Consider the following 18,669-nt stretch of genomic DNA (forward strand, 5'->3'; position numbering starts at 1 on the left):
CGCCGCCCCGCGTCAATGACATGACTGACATGCATTGTCCGGGAGCTTGCGCGTTGACCACAAGCAAACCATCTCGATATTCAGCATCCCTGCAACAATATGCCGCAGGAATCGGGAACCGCGCAGCGGTGCGTCAGTGTGCCTCTTCCCAGTTCGCGCCGGCGCCTACTTCGGCGACGAGCGGCACCTTCAGCTTCGCGACGCCGCACATCATTTCCGGCAGTTTCTCGCGCACGAGCGACAGTTCGTCGTCGGGCACCTCGAGCACCAGTTCATCGTGCACCTGCATGATCATCCGCGACGCAAGCTTGTCGCGCGTGAGCCAGTCGTCCACCGCGATCATCGACAGCTTGATCAGGTCGGCCGCCGTACCCTGCATCGGCGCATTGATGGCCGCGCGCTCGGCCGCCTGGCGGCGCGGGCCGTTGCCGCCGTTGATCTCCGGCAGCCACAGGCGGCGACCGAAAACGGTTTCGACGTAGCCCTTCTCCTTCGCGATCGCGCGCGTGTCTTCCATGTACTGCGCGACGCCCGGATAGCGGGCGAAATAACGGTCGATATAGAGCTTAGCCGCGTCGCGCGTGATGCCGAGGTTCGACGCGAGCCCGAACGCGCTCATCCCGTAGATAAGCCCGAAGTTGATCACCTTCGCGATCCGGCGCTGGTCGGAATGGACCTCCAGCGGCGTCACGCCGAACACCTCGGCGGCCGTCGCGCGGTGGATGTCCTCGCCCTGCGAGAACGCGCGCAGCAGCGACGCGTCGCCCGAGATGTGCGCCATGATCCGCAGCTCGATCTGCGAATAGTCGGCCGACACGATCCGGTGGCCCGGCGATGCGATGAACGCCTCGCGGATCCGCCGGCCTTCGGCCGTGCGCACCGGAATGTTCTGAAGATTAGGATCGTTCGATGCGAGACGGCCCGTCACCGCGACGGCCTGCGCATAGTTCGTATGCACGCGGCCCGTTGCGAGGTTCACCATGCGCGGCAGCTTGTCGGTATAGGTCGACTTCAGCTTCGACAGCCCGCGATGCTCGAGCAGCACCTTCGGCAGCGGGTAATCCTCCGCCAGCTTCTGCAGCACTTCTTCGTCGGTCGACGGCGCGCCGCTCGGCGTCTTCTTCACGACCGGCAACTGCAGCTTCTCGAAGAAGATCTGCCCGATCTGCTTCGGCGAGCCGAGATTGAATTCGCCGCCCGCCAGTTCGTACGCCTGCGCTTCGAGCTCGATCAGACGCGTCGCGATTTCGGTGCTCTGCGCCTGCAGCAGCGCGTCGTCGATCAGCACGCCCGTGCGTTCCATCTTGCGCAGTACGAGCGACACCGGCATCTCGATCTCGCGATACACGCGCTCGAGGCCCGGTTCGCGCGCGACCTGCGGATACAGCGCGTGATGAAGCTGCAGCGTAATGTCGGCATCCTCGGCCGCGTATTCGGCGGCCTGCGCAAGCGCCACTTCGTCGAAACCGATCTGCTTCGCGCCCTTGCCGGCGACGTCTTCATACTTGATCGTCTTGACGCCCAGATGACGCAGCGCGAGGCTGTCCATGTCATGCGTGCGGTGCGATTCGACCACGTACGATTCGAGCAGCGTGTCGTGCTCGATGCCGTTCAGCGCGATGTCGTAGTTCGCGAGCACCTGCGCGTCGTACTTCAGGTGCTGGCCGACCTTCTTGCGATCGGCCGACTCGAGCCACGGCTTCAGGCGCGCGAGCACTTCGTCGATCGGAAGCTGCTCGGGCATGTCGGGGCCGCGGTGCGCGACCGGCAGGTACGCGGCCTTGCCCGGTTCGACCGAGAACGACAGGCCGACGAGCCGCGCGAGCATCGGATCGAGCGCGGTCGTCTCGGTGTCGAACGCGGTCAGCGCGGCCGCGTCGATCTTCGCGAACCACGCGTCGAATTGCTCCCAGGTCTGGATCGTGTCGTATTCGCGAACGATGTCGGCCGCCACCACCGGTGCCGGCTCGCCTTCCGGCGCATCGGCGCCGCCGCCTTCCGCAGGCGCGCTGTCGACTTCGCGCAGCCACGTCTTGAAGCCGTAGCGCGCGAAGATGTCGCGCATCAGGTCGCGCGCTTCGCCGTCGCTCTTCAGCGACGCTTCGATCGATTCGAGATGCGGCGCGAGATCGCAGGCCGTGTCGACCGTCACGAGCGTGCGGCCGAGCGGCAGGAAGTCGAGCGCGCGGCGCAGGTTGTCGCCGACCACGCCCTTGATGTCGCCCGCGTGCGCGATGACGCCGTCGAGGCTGTCGTATTGCGACAGCCATTTCACGGCCGTCTTCGGCCCGCACTTCTCGACGCCCGGCACGTTGTCGACGGTGTCGCCGATCAATGCCAGGTAGTCGATGATCCGCTCGGGCGGCACGCCGAACTTCGCGATCACGCCGTCGCGGTCGAGCGTCTCGTTGGTCATCGTATTGACGAGCGTGATGCGGTCGGTCACGAGCTGCGCAAGATCCTTGTCGCCGGTCGACACGATCACGTTCATCCCGTGCCGTTCGGCTTCGCGCGCGAGCGTGCCGATCACGTCGTCGGCCTCGACGCCTTCGACCATCAGCAACGGCCAGCCGAGCGCGCGCACGGCGCCGTGGATCGGTTCGACCTGCAATGCGAGGTCGGGCGGCATCGACGGACGGTTTGCCTTATAGTCGGCATAAAGGTCGTCACGGAACGTCTTGCCCTTTGCATCGAACACGCAAGCGCTATACTCTGCACTGACTTCCTTGCGCATACGGCGCAGCATGTTGATGATTCCGTAGAGCGCTCCGGTCGGCTCCCCGCCAGGGCCACGCAAATCAGGCATCGCATGGTAAGCCCGATACAGATAGCTCGAACCGTCAACCAATAGCAGGGTCTTACCTTCCAGATTTCGTTCTTCAGGCATTATGAACAAGAGAAAAGTGATTCCGAGTCTGCGTTCGCTCGCAGATCAAGAACGCGCGACGGCCAAGAAGGCCCGCGCATCGTGGCAGATGTTCACGATTATGGCAGAGTTTATCGAGGCGACCGAGTACCTGTCGGAGATCCGCCCGGCTGTCAGCATCTACGGTTCTGCCCGCCTCAAACCCGATACGCCGCACTACAAGCTGGCCGCGCAGATCGCGCGCAAGCTGTCCGACGCCGGCTTCGCCGTGATCTCCGGCGGCGGCCCCGGCATCATGGAAGCCGCGAACAAGGGCGCGCACGCCGGCAAGGCGCCGTCGGTCGGCCTGAACATCGAGCTGCCGCACGAGCAGGCCGGCAACCACTACCAGGACATCTCGCTGCGCTTCCGCCACTTCTTCACGCGCAAGGTCACGTTCGTGAAGAATTCGGATGCGGTGATCGTGATGCCCGGCGGTTTCGGCACGCTCGACGAGCTGTCCGAAGTGCTCACGCTGATCCAAACGAAGAAATCGCGCCTCGTGCCGATCATCCTCGTCGGCAGCACGTTCTGGCAGGGCTTGCTGCAATGGTTCCGCGACCAGCTCATTCCGATGGGCCTGATCAATCCGGAAGACATGGATCTGATGCAGGTGATCGACGATCCCGACCAGGTGCTCGACGCAGTGCTCGCGTTCTACGAGGACAGCGGCGAGGAAGAAGGTTCGGACGAAGAAGGGCATCCGCCGCGGCCCGAAGAAGACCGGATGTTCTATCTGTAATCGCTCCGTGACAACCGCCGGCCCGACGGCCGGCGTACTGCTTTCCGCGCGGCAGGCATGGCGATCGCGCCGCCTGCCGCACGCTACTTTGTAACGCGCTGTTAATCCCGCTTCACGGCCGCGCGCCGCCGAATGTCAAATTCGCGCGGCCGACGCTGCGTCGTGCAACATCACGGTCCCGGCCCTGCGGCCCGTCATTGTCAAGTCGCGCCGCGCAGCATGCGCGTTCCGCTCGCACCGGCTTTCAACTCGCCGTAATAAACGCCCCTCGCCTTTTCCAACGCGTCGCAGCACACTGCATTCCGTCGGCGCAGGCGATCCCCCCCTGCGGAACGATTCGCGATTCGGAGTCGCTCCCGTTGCGCCGCGCCGACCTCCTCACAACGACATCACGGATAAGAACATGAAGCGCTCATCGATCGCTCTCGCTTTCGCCGGCCTCGGCCTCTCGCTGTCCGGCCTCGCCCACGCCGTCAACGTCGACGTCAACATCGGCACGCCCGCGCCGGTCGTCGTCGCGCCCGCGCCCGTCCTGGTCGCTCCGGCGCCCGCAGTCATCATCGGCTGGCATGGCGACCGCTACTGGGATGGCCGCCGCTACTGGGAACGCCGCGAGTGGGAAGATCATCAGCGTTATCGTGGTCATGACGATCGCCGCGGCTACCACTGCCCGCCGGGACACGCGAAGAAGGGCGAGTGCTGAGCGCATGACCGCCGGGCCGTCCTGCCCCGGCGCTGACGCGGAAAGACAAAGGCCTCACGTGAACAAGCGTTCGCGTGAGGCCTTTGTCATTGGAGGCGCCATCGCGCCGGGCAGTTACTGAAACGCCACTTCCGCAAAGCTCCGCAGCTTCCGGCTATGCAGCTTGTCGAGCCCGTTCGTGCGCAGGATCTCCATCGCCTTCACGCCGATCTGCAGGTGCTGGTCGACCTGCCCGCGATAAAACGTGTCGGCCATGCCCGGCAGCTTCAGCTCGCCGTGCAGCGGCTTGTCCGACACGCACAGCAGCGTGCCGTACGGCACGCGGAAGCGGAAGCCGTTCGCGGCGATCGTCGCGCTTTCCATGTCGAGCGCGATCGCGCGGCTCTGCGACAGCCGCTGCACGGGCTCGCGATGGTCGCGCAACTCCCAGTTGCGGTTGTCGACGCTCGCGACCGTGCCCGTGCGCATCACGCGCTTCAGTTCGACGCCTTCGAGCCGCGTGACGTCGGCCACCGCGCGCTCGAGCGCGAGCTGCACTTCGGCGAGCGCCGGAATCGGCACCCACAGCGGCAGGTCGGCGTCGAGCACGTGATCCTCGCGCACGTAACCGTGCGCCAGCACGTAGTCGCCGAGGCGCTGCGTGTTGCGCAGCCCCGCGCAGTGACCGAGCATCACCCATGCGTGCGGACGCAGCACCGCGATGTGGTCGGTGATCGTCTTCGCGTTCGACGGGCCGACGCCGATGTTGACCATCGTGATCCCGCTGCCGTCCGCGCGCTTCAGGTGATACGCGGGCATCTGCGGCAGGCGCGGCGGCGCGGAGCCCTCGGCCGGCTCGCTGCCGAGGTTCGCGTTGTACGTGACGACATCGCCCGGCTCGACGAACGAACTGTACTGGCTGCGGTACGCGCGCACCTCGGGATCGGTGCTTTCCGTCATCATCATGCGGCCGAGCTTCACGAACTCGTCGATGTAGAACTGGTAGTTCGTGTAGAGCACGTAGTTCTGGAAATGCGTGGGCGACGTCGCCGTGTAGTGACGCAGCCGGTGCAGCGAGAAGTCGACGCGCGCGGCCGTGAACAGCGCGAGCGGATGCGGCTCGCCCGGTGCCGGTTCGAACGTGCCGTTGACGATGCGGTCGTCGAGATACGACAGGTCGGGCGTGTCGAAGATGTCGCGCATCGCGAGCAGGCGGTCGCGGTCGAGCTCGCCTTCGAGATGGATGCCTTCCGGAAACGCAAAATGGATCGGAATCGGCTGCGACGACACGCCGATCTCGATCTTGACATGGTGGTTCTTCGACAGCAGGCGCAGTTGCTCGCGATAGTAGTTCGCGAAGAGATCGGGGCGCGTGACCGTCGTCTCGAACACGCCGGGGCCGGCGACGAAGCCGTACGAGCGGCGCGAATCGACGTGCGTGTTGACGTCGGTGCGGATCCGCACGAACGGGTAGCACGCGCGCACGTGCTCGATAATCGGTTCGTGGCGGCGATACCGCGCGAATGCGTCGCGCAGGAAACCCGTATTCGTGTCGTAAATGGCGGACAGCCGCCCGACGGCGGCGATCGGATCGTCGAAAGCCTCGACCGACGGGCTTTCGGGCGTCAGCACACGGTGCCGGCGGCTCAAATCGTTCTTCATTTGTATCACCTCGTCTGATCCGACGACATTACCACGGAACCCGGTCACTCTCATGGCCGCCCGTACGCACGCCAGGGCCGGATACCGCGCAGTATTTGCTAAAATCCGTGGGTTCACTGGAGACTCATCATGAAGCCGCTCATTCTCGTCGCCGCTGCCGCCGCGTTTGCCGCCGCCAGCGTCGCTTACGCCGCCGGCACCACGCCTGACGCCGACGCGCAGGCCCGGGCCGAGGCCAACGAAGCCGCCGGCCTGCCCGATCTCCGCAAAATCAACCGGCCGGGTGCCGAAGTCACGTCGAAAGTCGACTTCGCCGACATTCGCCGCACGCCGAGCTTCCATGAAAAGAGCAAGAACGGCACCGAGGTCACCGAATACCGCGACCGTGGCAAGCCGGTCGAGATCGACGTGAAGTCGAACTTCGGCACGCGCTACCAGATGAGCTCGACGCCCGACACGTCGCCGAAGCCGCACGACGCGGGCGTCCCGATCACGCGCCTGCCGTCGCTGAACCTGCGCTACTGATTCCGTCGCGCCGCGTCGATCGCGGCGCGCCGCCCCCCCTTCACCTGCTGTCGCGACGCACGCCGCCCGCGTGCCGACACCCTGACCTGACGCATCCCGCATGGCCGTTTTCACTGCTGTTTCCGACTCCGATCTCGCGCAATGGATGCGCCACTACGAACTGGGCGACGTGCTTGCGTTCCGCGGCATTCCGTCCGGTATCGAAAACAGCAATTTCTTCCTGACGACGACGCGCGGCGAGTACGTCCTCACGATCTTCGAAAAGCTGACGGCGCAACAGTTGCCGTTCTACCTCGACCTGATGCGCCACCTGGCCGGCCACGGCGTGCCGGTGCCGGATCCGATCCCGCGCGACGACGGCGCGCTGTTCGGCGAGCTGCACGGCAAGCCGGCCGCGATCGTCACGAAGCTCGACGGCGCGGCCGAACTCGCGCCGGGGGTCGAACACTGCATCGAGGTCGGGCAGATGCTTGCGCGCCTGCACCTCGCAGGGCGCGATTACCCGCGCAACCAGCCGAACCTGCGCAGCCTGCCGTGGTGGCAGGAGAACGTGCCGGCGATCGTGCCGTTCATCACGGACGCGCAACGCACGCTGCTCGAAGGCGAGCTCGCGCACCAGGCGGCCTTCTTCGCGTCGGCCGACTACGCGGCGCTGCCGGCCGGGCCGTGCCATTGCGACCTGTTCCGCGACAACGTGCTGTTCGCGCACGCGGCGCCGGGCACCGGCCGCGACGTGCGGCTCGGCGGCTTCTTCGACTTCTATTTCGCCGGATGCGACAAGTGGCTGTTCGACGTCGCGGTGACCGTCAACGACTGGTGCGTCGACCTCGCGACCGGCGTGCTCGACGTCGCGCGCGCCGATGCGCTGTTGCGCGCGTACCAGACCGTGCGGCCGTTCACGGCCGAGGAACGCCGCCACTGGAGCGACATGCTGCGCGCGGGCGCGTACCGCTTCTGGGTGTCGCGCCTGTACGACTTCTACCTGCCGCGCGCGGCCGAGATGCTCAAGCCGCACGACCCTGGCCATTTCGAACGTATCCTGCGCGAGCGTATCGCGCATACGCCCGCGCTTCCCGAGATCCAAACCGCATGCAACTGATCGAAGTGCCCGCGAAAACGGGCTATGTCTGGTTCCGTCAAGGCGTCTGGCTGTTCCGCCGGAACCCGCTCGCGTTCATCACTCTGTTCTTCACGTACCTGCTGGCGATCACGCTGGTGTCGATGGTGCCCGTGATCGGCTCGGCGCTGCCGCTGGTGCTCATTCCCGGCATCGCGGTCGGCTTCATGGCCGCGTGCCGCGACACGGTGGCCGGCAAGCCGGTGATGCCGACGATCCTGATCGACGGCTTCCGCTCGTACGGCACCGTCGCGACCCAGCGGCTGCTCGTGCTCGGCGTGATCTATGTCGCGTCGATGGTGCTCGTGTTCGCCGCTTCGTCGTTCGTGGACGGCGGTGCGCTGTTCCACGTGATGATGGGCGCGGCCGACGAAGCGAGCGCGACGCCGGAAACGCTCGCCGCGCAAGGCACGTTCGGTGCGCTGATGTTCGCGACGCTGCTGTATCTGCCGATCGCGATGCTGTTCTGGTTCGCGCCAGTGCTCGTCGCATGGCATGACGTCCCGCCCGCGAAGGCGCTGTTCTTCAGCGTCGTGAGCTGCTGGCGCAATCGCGGCGCGTTCGTCGTGTACGGCGTGCTGTGGTTCGGCGTCGCGATCGGCACGTCGCTCGCGCTGTCGCTGCTGCTGCAGGCGCTCGGCGCCGGCGCCTATGCGCTGACGATCATGATGCCGGTGACGATCATCATCGTCACGATGCTGTACTGCTCGTTCTACGCGACCTATCGCGGCTGCTTCGGCGTCCAGGAGCCGGGCGCGCCGACGACCACCACGTCGGGCCGCTGAAGCCCGCCGCGGCCGGCGCGCGTCGCCGGCCGTCACACTGTTCCCCGCGCCGGGCTACGCCCCGGCGCTCCCCCTGTCACGCACCGCTCCGCGCATCCTCCGCCCGCTGCCCCTGGCCGGGCGCCCCTGTTCAACCGAATCTTTTGCGCGCAAAATAATTTGCGTACAAATTGTTCGCGCGTCCGCCGCGCCTCCTGAATCATGGACCGCCCACCCCCGCTGCCCCAGACACTCGACGAGCAACTGTGCTTCGCGCTCTACTCGACTTCGCATGCGATGACGAAGGCGTACAAGCCGCTGCTCGACAAGCTGTCGCTGACCTATCCCCAATATCTCGCGATGCTCGTGCTGTGGGAGCGTGACGACATCGCGGTGAAGGACATCGCCGCGCGGCTCGACCTCGACCCGGCCACGGTCACGCCGCTGCTCAAGCGGCTGGAAGCGCTCGGCTACGTCGAGCGCGTGCGCAGTGCGGCCGACGAACGCGTCGTGAACGTGCGCGTGACGCCGGAAGGCCGGGCGCTGAAGGATCCCGCGCGCTCGGTGCCCACCGATCTTTTCTGCGCGATGCAACAAACGCCCGAGTTCCTGATCAGGCTGCGCGCCGATCTCCAGCAGTTGCGCGACGCGCTGTCGGCCGCCAACGAACGCTGACGAGCCGAGCATCGGCCAACCGACCCGGCACGGCCGGGTTTTTCTTCAAAATTTCATTTGCACACTAATGATTTGTGTTCTATATTTTCTTCGTGGCCGGCGACACTCCATTCGACCGGGCCGCTTTTCTCCCCTTTTCCCGACAGGAGCTGCACGATGAACATTCTGTACAAGACCAGCGCCACGAGCACGGGCGGCCGCGATGGCCGCGCGGTTTCCGCAGACAACAAGCTGGAAGTGAAGCTGGCCGCGCCGCGCGAACTCGGCGGCACGGGCGCGGAAGGCACGAATCCGGAGCAGTTGTTTGCCGCAGGTTACTCGGCCTGCTTCCTGAGCGCGATGAAATTCGTCGCCGGCCAGAACAAGCAGGCGCTGCCGGCCGATACGCAGGTCACGGCGGAAGTGGGCATCGGCCCGAACGACGCAGGCGGCTTCGGGCTCGACATCGAACTGCGCGTATCGCTGCCGGGGCTCGACAAGGCCGACGCGCAGGCGCTGGTCGACAAGGCGCACCACGTGTGCCCGTATTCGAACGCAACGCGCAACAACGTGCCGGTGCGTCTGACGGTCGTCTGACGCGGCACAGCGCGACGAATGCAAAAAGGGCGCGTGCGGCTTCTTGCCGCACGCGCCCTTTTGCGTGACTCGCCGGAACGGCGGGCCGGCTGGCCCGCCTGCGCTACTTAGCGCGCACCGAACGAATACGGGCGGTTCATCGACGCTTCGCGATCGATCTTGCGCATACGGAATTCGAGATCGTAGATGTCGGTTGCTTCGGACAGGTACGCCTCGGCGCGCTCTTTACGGGCCGTTTCAGCGTTCTTGGTCAGCATCAGGAAGAGGTGGCTCAGCAGGTACATGTTCGATCTCGCAATCCAAAGGGTCTTTGACTAGGGTTTTCCCGAATTATAGGGAAAACCCTAGTCTTTGGCCAGCGTCGATCAAACGATGCGTCGTTCGGTCGCCACAGTGCGACGTTGTGCTTCGAAAAAGGCCCAGATCATCGCGCTCGCGTCGGGCCCGACGGCCGCATGAAACGGCACGGCTTCGTCGCCGCCTGCCCACGCGTGATCGAGCCCTTTCACATGGCAGAGCCGCACGACCGGTTCGCCGTCGCGGCAGACATCGGTGATCTGTACGCCCGCGCCGCGCGTCTCGACGCGTTCGCCGCCGCGCAGCGCGCCGCGGCTGTCGGCAAGCCCGTTCAGCCGCATGAACTGCACCGTCAGCTGGTCGGCATTCTTCGGCGCGACGACGTGATCGCCGTCGCCCTGGACGATCAGCGCGGGCATGCCCGGATACGTAGCGGCGTCGACCAGCGCATCGACGGCCGCGGCCGGGTTCTGCCGCACGCCGCGCCGCATCACGTCCATCGCGGTGATGCCGGAATTCGCCTCGCCGAGCGCGGGGCCCGAGTGCAGCGCAACCGCCGCGAAGCGGTCGGGATGGTGCAGTGCAAGAAGCGACGCGAGGCCCGCACCGGCCGACAGCCCCGCGACATAAACGCGCGACGCATCGAAACCGTGTTCGTCGACGACCGCGTCGACCAGCGACGCAACCGCGTTCGCCTCGCCGCGGCCCGCGCGGTCGGTGTCTTCATACCAGTGCCAGCAGCCGTGCGCGTGCGCGCGCAGCGACTGTTCCGGATACAGCACCGCAAAGCCGTGCTTGTCGGCCAGCAGGTTCATCCGCGTGCCCTGCACGAATTCGTCGACGGACTGCTGGCAGCCGTGCAGCATCACGACGAGCGGCATCGCGCCGCGCCGGCGGCCGGGCGGCACGTAGAGGCCGTACGCGAGATTCTGGACGAGGCGCCCGAGCGCGGGCGCCATCGGGTGTTCACCGCGCGTCCACTCGCCCGCCGCCCACGCGGCTGCGCGCGGACGCACGCGCGATTCGCGCGGCGGGGACAGATCGGATACGGCGGGAGACGCGGCGGCCTCGAGTGCGTCGCGGGTGATGCGCTGCGCATCGCGCGCCGCGCGCTTGGCGGCCGGAGACAACATGCGTTTCATGCCGCCCAGCCACACTTTGGTCAGACTTTTGGTCATCGATCGGGCTCGCTGTCAGGAAAAATAGGGGCGCCATGAGGGCGCCGCAACGGATGCATCGTTCGACTTTGTGCAATGCACCATAACATTGTTTCTGGGATTTTTCCTGCGCGTGGATAGTTCCCGGCGGCGCAAAAAACGGGGCTCGTGCGCACGCGGCGCTATACTGGAGTTTCGCCGCTTGTATCCGTTGTAGTCGTTCTTCCCGGCTCGCGCGTTGAATTAAGCATCCTCCCCGCCTTCGTTCGTCCCCTTCCCGATGTTCGACCTGTCATCTCACCTGTGGATCATGATCACCGCGTTCGGCGGCGCCGGCCTGACCTTGCCGCTTGCGATCACGATCGCCGTCTGGCTCACGCTCGGCTACTCGTGGCAGCGTGCGACCGCGTGGCTCGGCGTGCTCGCCGCCGCGATCGGCGTGGTCGCGCTCACGAAGATCGCGTTCCTCGGCTGGGGCATCGGCATCCGCGCGTGGGATTTCACGGGCTTCAGCGGCCACGCGATGCTGTCGACGTCGGTCTATCCGGTCGCGATCTTCCTGATGCTGATCCGCACGCGCACGCCGGTGCGGATCGCCGGCATCGCGCTCGGGCTCGCAGCCGGCGTCGCGGTCGGCGTGTCGCGCGTCGCGCTCGACGCGCATTCGCCGTCCGAATCGATCACCGGCTGCATCGTCGGCGCGATCGCCGCGCTTGCGTTCATCGCCGGCTCGTGGCGCGCGGTGCCGCACCGCTGGTCGGTGCCCGCGGTCGTCGCGAGCCTCGCGATCGTCACCGTGGCGCTGCACGGCATCACGGTGCCGTCGCATCGCTGGGTCACCAAGGTTGCGCTGGAGCTGTCGGGCCACGAGCGCCCGTTCGTCCGCGCGCGCTGGAAGGCCAACCCGAACTACCATCCCGCGTCGCAGCCGTCGTCGCTGCAGCGCACCGAATCGTCGACGCACACGCTGCACGCGTGACGGGCCGCCCGGCCGTCACGCCCGCCATTCTTCAGACCTGACCATTTCATGCGCACCGTCGCATGAGCGGTATGCCGAGCGTTATAACCCGCCCTATATTACGATTACGGTTTCCACCCATTACAACGAATCCACCATGCGCTCGACCGTCCGTCCGCTTCGCCGCACCCTGCTCCGCCTGCTGCCGATCGCCACGCTTGCCGCCGCCGGTGTCGCGTTCAGCGCGCCCGCTTCCGCCGCCGACGAACTGGTCGTGTCGGCGGCCGCCAGCCTGACGAACGCGTTCAAGGCCGTCGGCGATGCGTACGAGAAGCAGCATCCGGACACCAAGGTGCTGTTCAACTTCGGCGCGTCGGACGTGCTGATGCAGCAGATCACCAAGGGCGCGCCGGCCGACGTGTTCGCATCGGCCGACCAGAAGGCAATGGATCGCGCGGCCGATGAAAAGGTGATCGTGCCCGGCACGCGCCGCGATTTCGCGGCGAACTCGCTCGTGCTGATCGTGCCGGCGGACAGCCACGCGGCCGCGCCGACGTCGCTGAATGACCTGGCCGCGCCCGGCGTGAAGCGCATCGCGTACGGCGACCCGGCATCGGTGCCGGTCGGCCGCTACACCGAAGGCGCGCTGCGCGCGGCCGGCGTGTGGGATGCCGTCAGCGCGAAGGGCGTGCTGGCCGCCAACGTGCGCCAGAGCCTCGACTACGTCGCGCGCGGCGAGGTCGACGCGGGCTTCGTGTTCGGCACCGACGCCGCGATCATGCCCGGCCGCGTGAAGGTCGCACTGACGGTGCCGACGAAGACGGCCATCACCTATCCGATCGCCGTGGTCAAGGACAGCCGCCACGCCGCGCAGGCGCAGTCGTTCATCGACTTCGTCGCGTCGCCGCAGGGCCAGGCCGTGCTGTCGACGTTCGGCTTCAAGCCCGCGGGCAAGTGAGCGTATCGCGATGCAAGACGCCTGGGTACCGCTGCTGCTGTCGCTGAAGGTCGCCGGCTGGGCGACCGCGCTCGACATCGTGCTCGGCGTCGCGGCCGCGTTCGTGCTCGCGCGCTGGCGCTCGCCGCTGCGCGACGTCGTCGATTCGCTGCTGACGCTGCCGCTCGTGCTACCGCCGACCGTGCTCGGCTATTACCTGCTCGTACTGCTCGGCCGGCGCGGCGTGTTCGGCGCGTGGCTCGACAAGCTCGGCATCGAACTCGTCTTCACGTGGCAAGGCGCGGTGATCGCGTCGATGATCGTCGCGTTTCCGCTGATCCTGAAGTCGGCGCGTGCGGCGTTCGAAGGCGTCGATCCGCATCTCGAACGCGCCGCGCGCACGCTCGGGCTCGGCGAAGCCGCGGTGTTCTTCCGCGTGACGCTGCCGCTCGCCACGCGCGGGATCCTCGCGGGCGCGCTGCTCGCGTTCGCACGCGCGCTCGGCGAGTTCGGCGCGACACTGATGATCGCGGGCAACCTGCCCGGCCGCACGCAGACGCTGTCGGTCGCGATCTACGCGGCCGTGCAGGCCGGCGACGACAGCACGGCCAACTTTCTCGTGCTGGTGACGTCGATCACCTGCGTGCTCGTGCTGCTCTCGGCCGGCTGGCTCGTGCCGGCGCGCGCCTCGCGGAGCCAGCTGACATGAAGCGCCTGTCTCGTCCGTACAGGCTGTCTTGCTCCGCAGCCGGATTGCTTCGGCGGAGGTCCGCATGAGCCTCGTCGTCGACATCCGCAAGACCTACGCGAACGCCGAGCGCCGCTTCACGCTCGACGTGTCGTTCACGGCAGCGACGCAACGCGTCGTGCTGTTCGGGCCGTCCGGCGCGGGCAAGAGCATGACGCTGCAGGCGATCGCCGGCCTGCTGTCGCCCGACGAAGGCACGATCGCGCTGAACGGCGAGCCGCTGTTCGACGCCGCGCGCCGCATCGACGTGCCGACCCGTGAACGCCGCGTCGCGTACCTGTTCCAGGACTACGCGCTGTTTCCGCATCTGAACGTGCGCCAGAACATCGCGTTCGGGCTCACGTCGGGGCTGCGCAACCCGCGCGCGAAGACGGTGCCGCCCGAAGTCGCGTACTGGCTGCACGCGTTCGACCTCGAAGGGCTCGCCGGGCAGTATCCGGCGCAACTGTCGGGCGGGCAGAAGCAGCGCGTCGCGCTCGCTCGTGCGCTGGTTGCGCAACCGCGAATCCTGCTGCTCGACGAACCGTTCGCGGCGCTCGACGGCGCCATGCGCCAGCGCATGCGCCACGAGCTCGCCGAACTGCAGGCACGGCTCGACATCCCGATGGTGCTGATCTCGCACGACCCCGACGACGTCGCCGCGTTCGGCGACCAGGTCGTGCAATTGAGCGAAGGACGCGTGCAGGCGCCCCCGCCGCACGCCGAGTTGCCGACGCGCGTCACGTGAACGCGCGAGGCCGAGGCCGTGGCGCTGGCAGCCACGTTGGAGCCTGAGAGAAGCCGCACGTCGCGGCATATGCTGAAAACGGAAACGAAGCCGGCGCCGTGCAGACGACGTCCGGCGCCGGCTTCGCCCCGTCCGTCACACGATCGCCGCCGCACGCCCGCGCGCTGCGCTGCCTGCGCTGTCAGCCCGTCACCGCGAGAATCACGCTCGATGCCTTGAACAGCGCGATTGCGCGCCGGCCGGCGTCGAGCCGCAGCGCATCGACGCTTTCGTTGGTGACGACAGCCGTCAGCGTCCCGCCGCCGTCGAGCGCCAGCGTCACTTCGCTGTTCACCGCGCCCGCCGTGACGGATTCGACGCTGCCGCGCAGCCGGTTCCGCGCGGACACCTTCAGCTCAGGCCCGCCATCGTCGACCGCCAGCACGACCCACGACGCCTTCACCAGCGCGCAGGCGTCCGCACCTTCCTGCAGGCCGAGCGCATCGACGCTTTCGTGCGTCAGCACCGCGACGACCGGCTGCCCGCCGGGCAGCGCGAGCGTCACTTCGTCGTTGACAGTGCCGCGCACGATCGACGCGACCTTGCCGAACAACTGGTTGCGCGCGCTGGTCTTCATCCCGATCCGGCCAATCAGCGCCCAGTCGACGTCGAACCCGGCAACGACCGCGCTCGCGGCCTCGATGAAGCGGCGATGCTCGCGCTCGATCGTGCGGAACGCGGCGATCAGCGACGTCGCGCGCGGCGTCAGCGTCGTGCCGCCGCCGCCCTTGCCGCCCGTCGACCGCGCGACGAGCGGTTCGCCGGCGAGATTGTTCATCGTGTCGACCGCATCCCATGCAGCCTTGTAGCTGAGGCCGACGGCCTTCGCCGCACGCGTGATCGAACCGGTGTCGCCGATTGCCGCGAGCAGCGCGATGCGCGTGGCGCCGCCGAGCGTCTGTTCGCCCGCGCGCAGCCACAGCTCGCCGCCCAGTTCGAGCGGCTCGGAGGACGGGGAAGCATGCGGTGCGTCGGTCATGGGTATGGATGCGGGAAACGGGCGGGCATTATAGTCAGCGCGCACCGCTCAGCGCGGCTTGCCGTCGAGCTTCGGCGGACGCAGGCTGGCCAGCAGCGTCTCGGCATCGCGCGCCGCGCGCTGTTCGAGCGCCGCGCCATAGCCGCGCACAAAACCGAGCTGGTACGGCGGCGCCGCCAGTTGCTCGAGATGTTGCAGCGCGACCATCGTGTCGTTCGATTCGCCGAGCACGCTCTGCACGCGCGCGAGCGTCTTGATCGTCTCGTTGCGCGTGCGGCGCGACGCCAGCGACGCGAAGAATTCGAGCGCATAGCGCAGCCGCTTCGCGTCGATCCGCACCTGGTGGCGCGCAGCCGTATCGAGCGACGTGAGCGACGGCGATGCGTACAGATGGCCGAACAGCCGCCGCACACGCTTCGTCGCGTGGCGCCGCAGCGACGGTGCGTCGCCGCCTTCGGCTGGCGGCAGCGCGAGCGCGCCCAGCCATTCGAGCCAGCCGAGCGTCAGCCGCGCATAGCGGGCCGAATGCAGCGCATGCCGCAGCTCGACGCGCGCGGCCATGGACTGCGCACGCGCCGCATCGAGCGTGCCGTTCCAGTCCGCACCGCCACCGTCGGCCGCGATCAGCGCGGGCAGGCTTTCGGTCGAGAACACGTCCCAGTCGCGCACCGTGCCGAGCAGCGCGGCGAGCCAGCGCAGGTCGACACCGAGCGTGTCCCGCCATTGGCGATCGGCAAAGAGCGGAAAGAAGCGCATCAGCGTGCGCAGGCGGCGCAGCGCGACGCGCATCTGGTGCACGAATTCGGGATCGTCGCGCTCGAGCACGCCGCCCTCGTTGCCGAGCCATTGCGCGGTGATGTCGCCGGACAGCGCGAACAGCGCGGCGCGCTGCGTGCGGATGCCGGTCAGGTCGACGAGCTGCGCCTTGACCGGCCCGGCGGCAACCGGCTCGCCCGCACAGGTGCGGTCGATCACGCTGGTCAGTTGCACGAATGCCGGCCACGCGCCGCTCAGTTCGCGCGCCGCAGCAAACAGCGCGTGCAGCGCGGCCGTGCGTGCGGCCAAGGTTTCCCAGTCGGGCGCGGCGAGACGCAGCTCGACGCAGCGGCGCGGCGGCTCGCCGCCGCCGTACACAATGACGTCGTCGAGCGTCATCTCGACCACGACGCCGCTGTCGTCGGCCCACCGCCCGCGCCGCCGTTCGCTGACGAGGCGCAGCGCCGACGATTCCGGCGACGCACCGGCGGCCGGGGGCTCCGTGGATTCCGGTGCGACGCCATCGACTTCGCCGGTCGGCGCGTCGGCACTGGCCGCGACGGCCGTCGCGGGTCCGGGTAGCGGCATCGCGACGACGATGCCCTCATGCTCCGCGTCGAACAGTTCGCGCTGCGTGACGCCGGGCGCGAACGCCTTCGTGCGGGACGCGACGACCCGCGTGCCATGCGCATTCGACTCGACCCAGGTCCACCAGCTTGCGCCGGGGCTCGGTTCGGCCTCCTCGACCTGGCACGGCTCGATCGTCACGCGCTCCTGGCCTCGCCTCATCCGGACCTGCGGGCAGATCCGCCACGCACGCACGAGTTCGGCGCCGAAATCGCGCTGCGCGCCGCGGGCGCGACTCGCAGCCTTGACCGGCCAACCTTCCAGCGACAGCGACAACACGATTTCCAGCACACGCGACATGGAGGCTCCCGCACATGAAGAATCGCCGGCGCATCGTCCGCGCCGGCGTCGCCCGTGAAGCAACTTCCATAGTACACGCCGCAAAAGCGTGCTGGCGACGATCCGGCCCCGTCGCCCTGCCACACATCAAACGGCGTATTGCGCGATGCCGTTGCCGAACGACCAGTCCTCCTTCAGCACCTCGACAAGACTGATGAATACGTCCTGTTGCCGCACGCCGGGCTGCTGCGCGAGGTTCTCCGCGATCGTCCGGTACAGCGCCCGCTTCTGCTCGAGCGTGCGCGTGTTGTTCGCGGTGATCTGGATCATCACGAGATCGTCGCTGCGTTCGATGTCGAGGTAATGGCGGCCGAACACGAAGTTCTCGGCCGCATGCTCGGTGACGACCATGAAGATGTCGTCCTCGGGCACGTTGAACGTGTGCATCAGCGCGCGATGCACGCCGTCGACGAGCGCCGCGCGGTATGCGGCCGGTTTGCCTTCGCGCACTGCGATACGGGTGAATGGCATGGTCCTGCTCCTGTCGGTGACGTTGAAGAACGGAAACGCAGCGTCAGGTTAGGCTTGCCGATCTATAATTAACAGTCATCAATGAATATTTCATTCATTTTCATTTGAAATGAAAGTACTCGATCTCGATGCCGTACGCGCGTTCGTGCTGGTCGCCGATCTCGCCAGCTTCACGCGCGCCGCCGACGCGCTCGGCACCACGCAATCGGCCGTCAGCCTGAAGCTGAAGCGGCTGGAGGCGCACCTCGGCAAGCCGCTGCTCGCGCGCACGCCGCGCGTGGTCAAGCTCGCCGCCGACGGCGAGAACTTCCTGCCGGCCGCCCGGGCGCTGCTCGACGCGCACGACCACGCGCTCGGCGCGATCTCGGCCGGCACGCACCGCCTGTCACTCGGCGTCAGCGAGCACGTCGCGGTGCCCGACCTGCCGGCCGTGCTCACGAGCCTGCATCGGCAGGATCCGGGGCTGTCGCTGGAAATGCATCTCGGGATGTCGGCGGGCCTGCTCGCGCAATACGACGAACGCAGGCTCGACGCGGCGATCGTGCGGCACGAGCCCGGCGAAGACCCGCCGCGCGACGACGGCACGCTGCTGTTTGCCGAACCGCTGGCCTGGCTCGCCGCGCCCGACTGGGCACCGCGCGCGGGCGAGCCGCTGCCGCTCGCGGTGCTGGCCGGCCCGTGCGGCGTGCGAGCCGCCGCACTGCGCGCGCTCGATCATGCGGGGCGGCCGTGGCGCGAGCGCTTCACCGGCGGCGGTGTCGCGGCGGTCACGGCGGCCGCGGCGGCGGGGCTCGCCGTCTGTCCGCTCGCGCGGCGTGTCGCGCCGCGCACGCTGGTCGACGTCGGCGCGAAATTCGGGCTGCCGCCGCTGCCGCAGTCGCAGGTCGTGCTGTATTCGCGCGTGCGCGACGCCCGTGCAGCCGCCGCGCTGCGCAGGTTTGCCGACAGCCTTGCAATCTCGGCGTAAACTATCGGGTTTCGCCGCC

Annotated in this window: 19 protein-coding genes; 12 read left to right on the forward strand and 7 right to left on the reverse strand. The window is 67.5% G+C overall.

The features are described from left to right. Nucleotides 1-133: 133 nt before the first annotated feature. Nucleotides 134-2,887: a DNA polymerase I gene (gene polA / locus ABD05_RS17285; protein WP_047901405.1), complete on the reverse strand. Its 2,754-nt coding sequence runs from the start codon at nt 2,885-2,887 to the stop codon at nt 134-136. A 1-nt stretch (nt 2,888) separates the two neighbouring features. Between polA and ABD05_RS17290 the strand changes: the two genes are divergently transcribed. Together ABD05_RS17290 and ABD05_RS17295 are read left to right on the forward strand one after the other, a co-directional pair. After that, entirely contained in the window at nt 2,889-3,647 is a 759-nt protein-coding gene (locus ABD05_RS17290) for an LOG family protein (protein WP_047901406.1), read from the forward strand. A 403-nt stretch (nt 3,648-4,050) separates the two neighbouring features. Continuing rightward, nucleotides 4,051-4,350 (forward strand): hypothetical protein, encoded by a 300-nt coding sequence (locus ABD05_RS17295; RefSeq protein WP_047901407.1) that lies wholly within the window; start codon nt 4,051-4,053, stop codon nt 4,348-4,350. Between the two features lie 114 nt (nt 4,351-4,464). Here ABD05_RS17295 and ABD05_RS17300 read toward each other — a convergent pair whose 3' ends face one another. Then, a complete protein-coding gene (locus ABD05_RS17300) occupies nt 4,465-5,991 on the reverse strand; it encodes an AMP nucleosidase (protein ID WP_047901408.1) in 1,527 nt (508 codons plus the stop codon). Between the two features lie 129 nt (nt 5,992-6,120). Here ABD05_RS17300 and ABD05_RS17305 point away from each other — a divergent pair, with 129 nt between their 5' ends. The 5 genes from ABD05_RS17305 to ABD05_RS17325 all read left to right on the forward strand — a co-directional run bounded on the left by ABD05_RS17305 (nt 6,121) and on the right by ABD05_RS17325 (nt 9,648). Continuing rightward, on the forward strand, nt 6,121-6,516 hold the full coding sequence (locus tag ABD05_RS17305) for a hypothetical protein (RefSeq protein ID WP_047901409.1): 396 nt from the start codon (nt 6,121-6,123) through the stop codon (nt 6,514-6,516). A 100-nt stretch (nt 6,517-6,616) separates the two neighbouring features. After that, nucleotides 6,617-7,615 carry a homoserine kinase gene (locus tag ABD05_RS17310; RefSeq protein ID WP_047901410.1) on the forward strand — a complete coding sequence of 333 codons (999 nt, stop codon included), beginning with the start codon at nt 6,617-6,619 and terminating at the stop codon, nt 7,613-7,615. Beyond that, on the forward strand, nt 7,606-8,418 hold the full coding sequence (locus ABD05_RS17315) for a BPSS1780 family membrane protein (protein ID WP_047901411.1): 813 nt from the start codon (nt 7,606-7,608) through the stop codon (nt 8,416-8,418). The genes ABD05_RS17310 and ABD05_RS17315 overlap by 10 nt, the downstream gene beginning before the upstream one ends. Before the next feature lie 201 nt (nt 8,419-8,619). Beyond that, nucleotides 8,620-9,072, forward strand: a complete 453-nt coding sequence (locus ABD05_RS17320) for a MarR family winged helix-turn-helix transcriptional regulator (protein WP_047901412.1) — start codon at nt 8,620-8,622, stop codon at nt 9,070-9,072. 156 nt (nt 9,073-9,228) lie between these two features. Then, a complete protein-coding gene (locus tag ABD05_RS17325) occupies nt 9,229-9,648 on the forward strand; it encodes an organic hydroperoxide resistance protein (RefSeq protein ID WP_031399791.1) in 420 nt (139 codons plus the stop codon). A 107-nt stretch (nt 9,649-9,755) separates the two neighbouring features. Here the strand turns inward: ABD05_RS17325 and ABD05_RS36265 are convergent, their stop codons facing one another. Together ABD05_RS36265 and ABD05_RS17330 are read right to left on the reverse strand one after the other, a co-directional pair. Continuing rightward, entirely contained in the window at nt 9,756-9,932 is a 177-nt protein-coding gene (locus ABD05_RS36265; protein ID WP_065502568.1) for a DUF3563 family protein, read from the reverse strand. Between the two features lie 81 nt (nt 9,933-10,013). Continuing rightward, on the reverse strand, nt 10,014-11,123 hold the full coding sequence (locus ABD05_RS17330; RefSeq protein WP_047901413.1) for an extracellular catalytic domain type 1 short-chain-length polyhydroxyalkanoate depolymerase: 1,110 nt from the start codon (nt 11,121-11,123) through the stop codon (nt 10,014-10,016). 259 nt (nt 11,124-11,382) lie between these two features. Between ABD05_RS17330 and ABD05_RS17335 the strand changes: the two genes are divergently transcribed. From ABD05_RS17335 to ABD05_RS17350, 4 genes are all read left to right on the forward strand, one after another. Further along, the gene (locus ABD05_RS17335) at nt 11,383-12,081 is read left to right on the forward strand and encodes a phosphatase PAP2 family protein (RefSeq protein ID WP_047901414.1); all 699 of its coding nucleotides are present in this window, start codon (nt 11,383-11,385) and stop codon (nt 12,079-12,081) included. Between the two features lie 136 nt (nt 12,082-12,217). Continuing rightward, nucleotides 12,218-13,018 carry a molybdate ABC transporter substrate-binding protein gene (modA, locus tag ABD05_RS17340; RefSeq protein WP_047901415.1) on the forward strand — a complete coding sequence of 267 codons (801 nt, stop codon included), beginning with the start codon at nt 12,218-12,220 and terminating at the stop codon, nt 13,016-13,018. 10 nt (nt 13,019-13,028) lie between these two features. After that, nucleotides 13,029-13,706 carry a molybdate ABC transporter permease subunit gene (gene modB / locus ABD05_RS17345; RefSeq protein ID WP_047901416.1) on the forward strand — a complete coding sequence of 226 codons (678 nt, stop codon included), beginning with the start codon at nt 13,029-13,031 and terminating at the stop codon, nt 13,704-13,706. Between the two features lie 64 nt (nt 13,707-13,770). Next, nucleotides 13,771-14,472 (forward strand): sulfate/molybdate ABC transporter ATP-binding protein, encoded by a 702-nt coding sequence (locus ABD05_RS17350; protein WP_047901417.1) that lies wholly within the window; start codon nt 13,771-13,773, stop codon nt 14,470-14,472. A 181-nt stretch (nt 14,473-14,653) separates the two neighbouring features. On the opposite strand, the gene ABD05_RS17355 is transcribed toward ABD05_RS17350, so the two are convergent. From ABD05_RS17355 to ABD05_RS17365, 3 genes are all read right to left on the reverse strand, one after another. Continuing rightward, on the reverse strand, nt 14,654-15,490 hold the full coding sequence (locus ABD05_RS17355; protein ID WP_047901418.1) for a TOBE domain-containing protein: 837 nt from the start codon (nt 15,488-15,490) through the stop codon (nt 14,654-14,656). 48 nt (nt 15,491-15,538) lie between these two features. Next, nucleotides 15,539-17,173 carry a CHAD domain-containing protein gene (locus ABD05_RS17360; RefSeq protein ID WP_047901419.1) on the reverse strand — a complete coding sequence of 545 codons (1,635 nt, stop codon included), beginning with the start codon at nt 17,171-17,173 and terminating at the stop codon, nt 15,539-15,541. A 126-nt stretch (nt 17,174-17,299) separates the two neighbouring features. After that, on the reverse strand, nt 17,300-17,683 hold the full coding sequence (locus ABD05_RS17365; protein ID WP_047901420.1) for a tautomerase family protein: 384 nt from the start codon (nt 17,681-17,683) through the stop codon (nt 17,300-17,302). A gap of 109 nt (nt 17,684-17,792) precedes the next feature. Between ABD05_RS17365 and ABD05_RS17370 the strand changes: the two genes are divergently transcribed. After that, nucleotides 17,793-18,650 (forward strand): LysR family transcriptional regulator, encoded by an 858-nt coding sequence (locus ABD05_RS17370; protein ID WP_034185176.1) that lies wholly within the window; start codon nt 17,793-17,795, stop codon nt 18,648-18,650. Nucleotides 18,651-18,669: the final 19 nt, after the last annotated feature.

It is taken from the genome of Burkholderia pyrrocinia (assembly GCF_001028665.1).
Lineage (GTDB): Bacteria > Pseudomonadota > Gammaproteobacteria > Burkholderiales > Burkholderiaceae > Burkholderia > Burkholderia pyrrocinia.

Excerpts from the sequence above, each read along its gene's own strand:
- ABD05_RS17350 (WP_047901417.1), top strand. The coding sequence starts at position 13,771 with ATGAGCCTCGTCGTCGACATCCGCAAGACCTACGCGAACGCCGAGCGC.
- ABD05_RS17290 (WP_047901406.1), top strand. The coding sequence starts at position 2,889 with ATGAACAAGAGAAAAGTGATTCCGAGTCTGCGTTCGCTCGCAGATCAA.
- ABD05_RS17305 (WP_047901409.1), top strand. The coding sequence starts at position 6,121 with ATGAAGCCGCTCATTCTCGTCGCCGCTGCCGCCGCGTTTGCCGCCGCC.
- ABD05_RS17365 (WP_047901420.1), bottom strand. The coding sequence starts at position 17,683 with ATGCCATTCACCCGTATCGCAGTGCGCGAAGGCAAACCGGCCGCATAC.
- ABD05_RS17370 (WP_034185176.1), top strand. The coding sequence starts at position 17,793 with ATGAAAGTACTCGATCTCGATGCCGTACGCGCGTTCGTGCTGGTCGCC.
- ABD05_RS17300 (WP_047901408.1), bottom strand. The coding sequence starts at position 5,991 with ATGAAGAACGATTTGAGCCGCCGGCACCGTGTGCTGACGCCCGAAAGC.
- ABD05_RS17335 (WP_047901414.1), top strand. The coding sequence starts at position 11,383 with ATGTTCGACCTGTCATCTCACCTGTGGATCATGATCACCGCGTTCGGC.
- ABD05_RS17325 (WP_031399791.1), top strand. The coding sequence starts at position 9,229 with ATGAACATTCTGTACAAGACCAGCGCCACGAGCACGGGCGGCCGCGAT.
- modB (WP_047901416.1), top strand. The coding sequence starts at position 13,029 with ATGCAAGACGCCTGGGTACCGCTGCTGCTGTCGCTGAAGGTCGCCGGC.
- ABD05_RS17315 (WP_047901411.1), top strand. The coding sequence starts at position 7,606 with ATGCAACTGATCGAAGTGCCCGCGAAAACGGGCTATGTCTGGTTCCGT.
- ABD05_RS17320 (WP_047901412.1), top strand. The coding sequence starts at position 8,620 with ATGGACCGCCCACCCCCGCTGCCCCAGACACTCGACGAGCAACTGTGC.
- ABD05_RS17360 (WP_047901419.1), bottom strand. The coding sequence starts at position 17,173 with ATGTCGCGTGTGCTGGAAATCGTGTTGTCGCTGTCGCTGGAAGGTTGG.
- ABD05_RS17310 (WP_047901410.1), top strand. The coding sequence starts at position 6,617 with ATGGCCGTTTTCACTGCTGTTTCCGACTCCGATCTCGCGCAATGGATG.
- ABD05_RS17295 (WP_047901407.1), top strand. The coding sequence starts at position 4,051 with ATGAAGCGCTCATCGATCGCTCTCGCTTTCGCCGGCCTCGGCCTCTCG.
- ABD05_RS17330 (WP_047901413.1), bottom strand. The coding sequence starts at position 11,123 with ATGACCAAAAGTCTGACCAAAGTGTGGCTGGGCGGCATGAAACGCATG.
- polA (WP_047901405.1), bottom strand. The coding sequence starts at position 2,887 with ATGCCTGAAGAACGAAATCTGGAAGGTAAGACCCTGCTATTGGTTGAC.
- modA (WP_047901415.1), top strand. The coding sequence starts at position 12,218 with ATGCGCTCGACCGTCCGTCCGCTTCGCCGCACCCTGCTCCGCCTGCTG.
- ABD05_RS17355 (WP_047901418.1), bottom strand. The coding sequence starts at position 15,490 with ATGACCGACGCACCGCATGCTTCCCCGTCCTCCGAGCCGCTCGAACTG.
- ABD05_RS36265 (WP_065502568.1), bottom strand. The coding sequence starts at position 9,932 with ATGTACCTGCTGAGCCACCTCTTCCTGATGCTGACCAAGAACGCTGAA.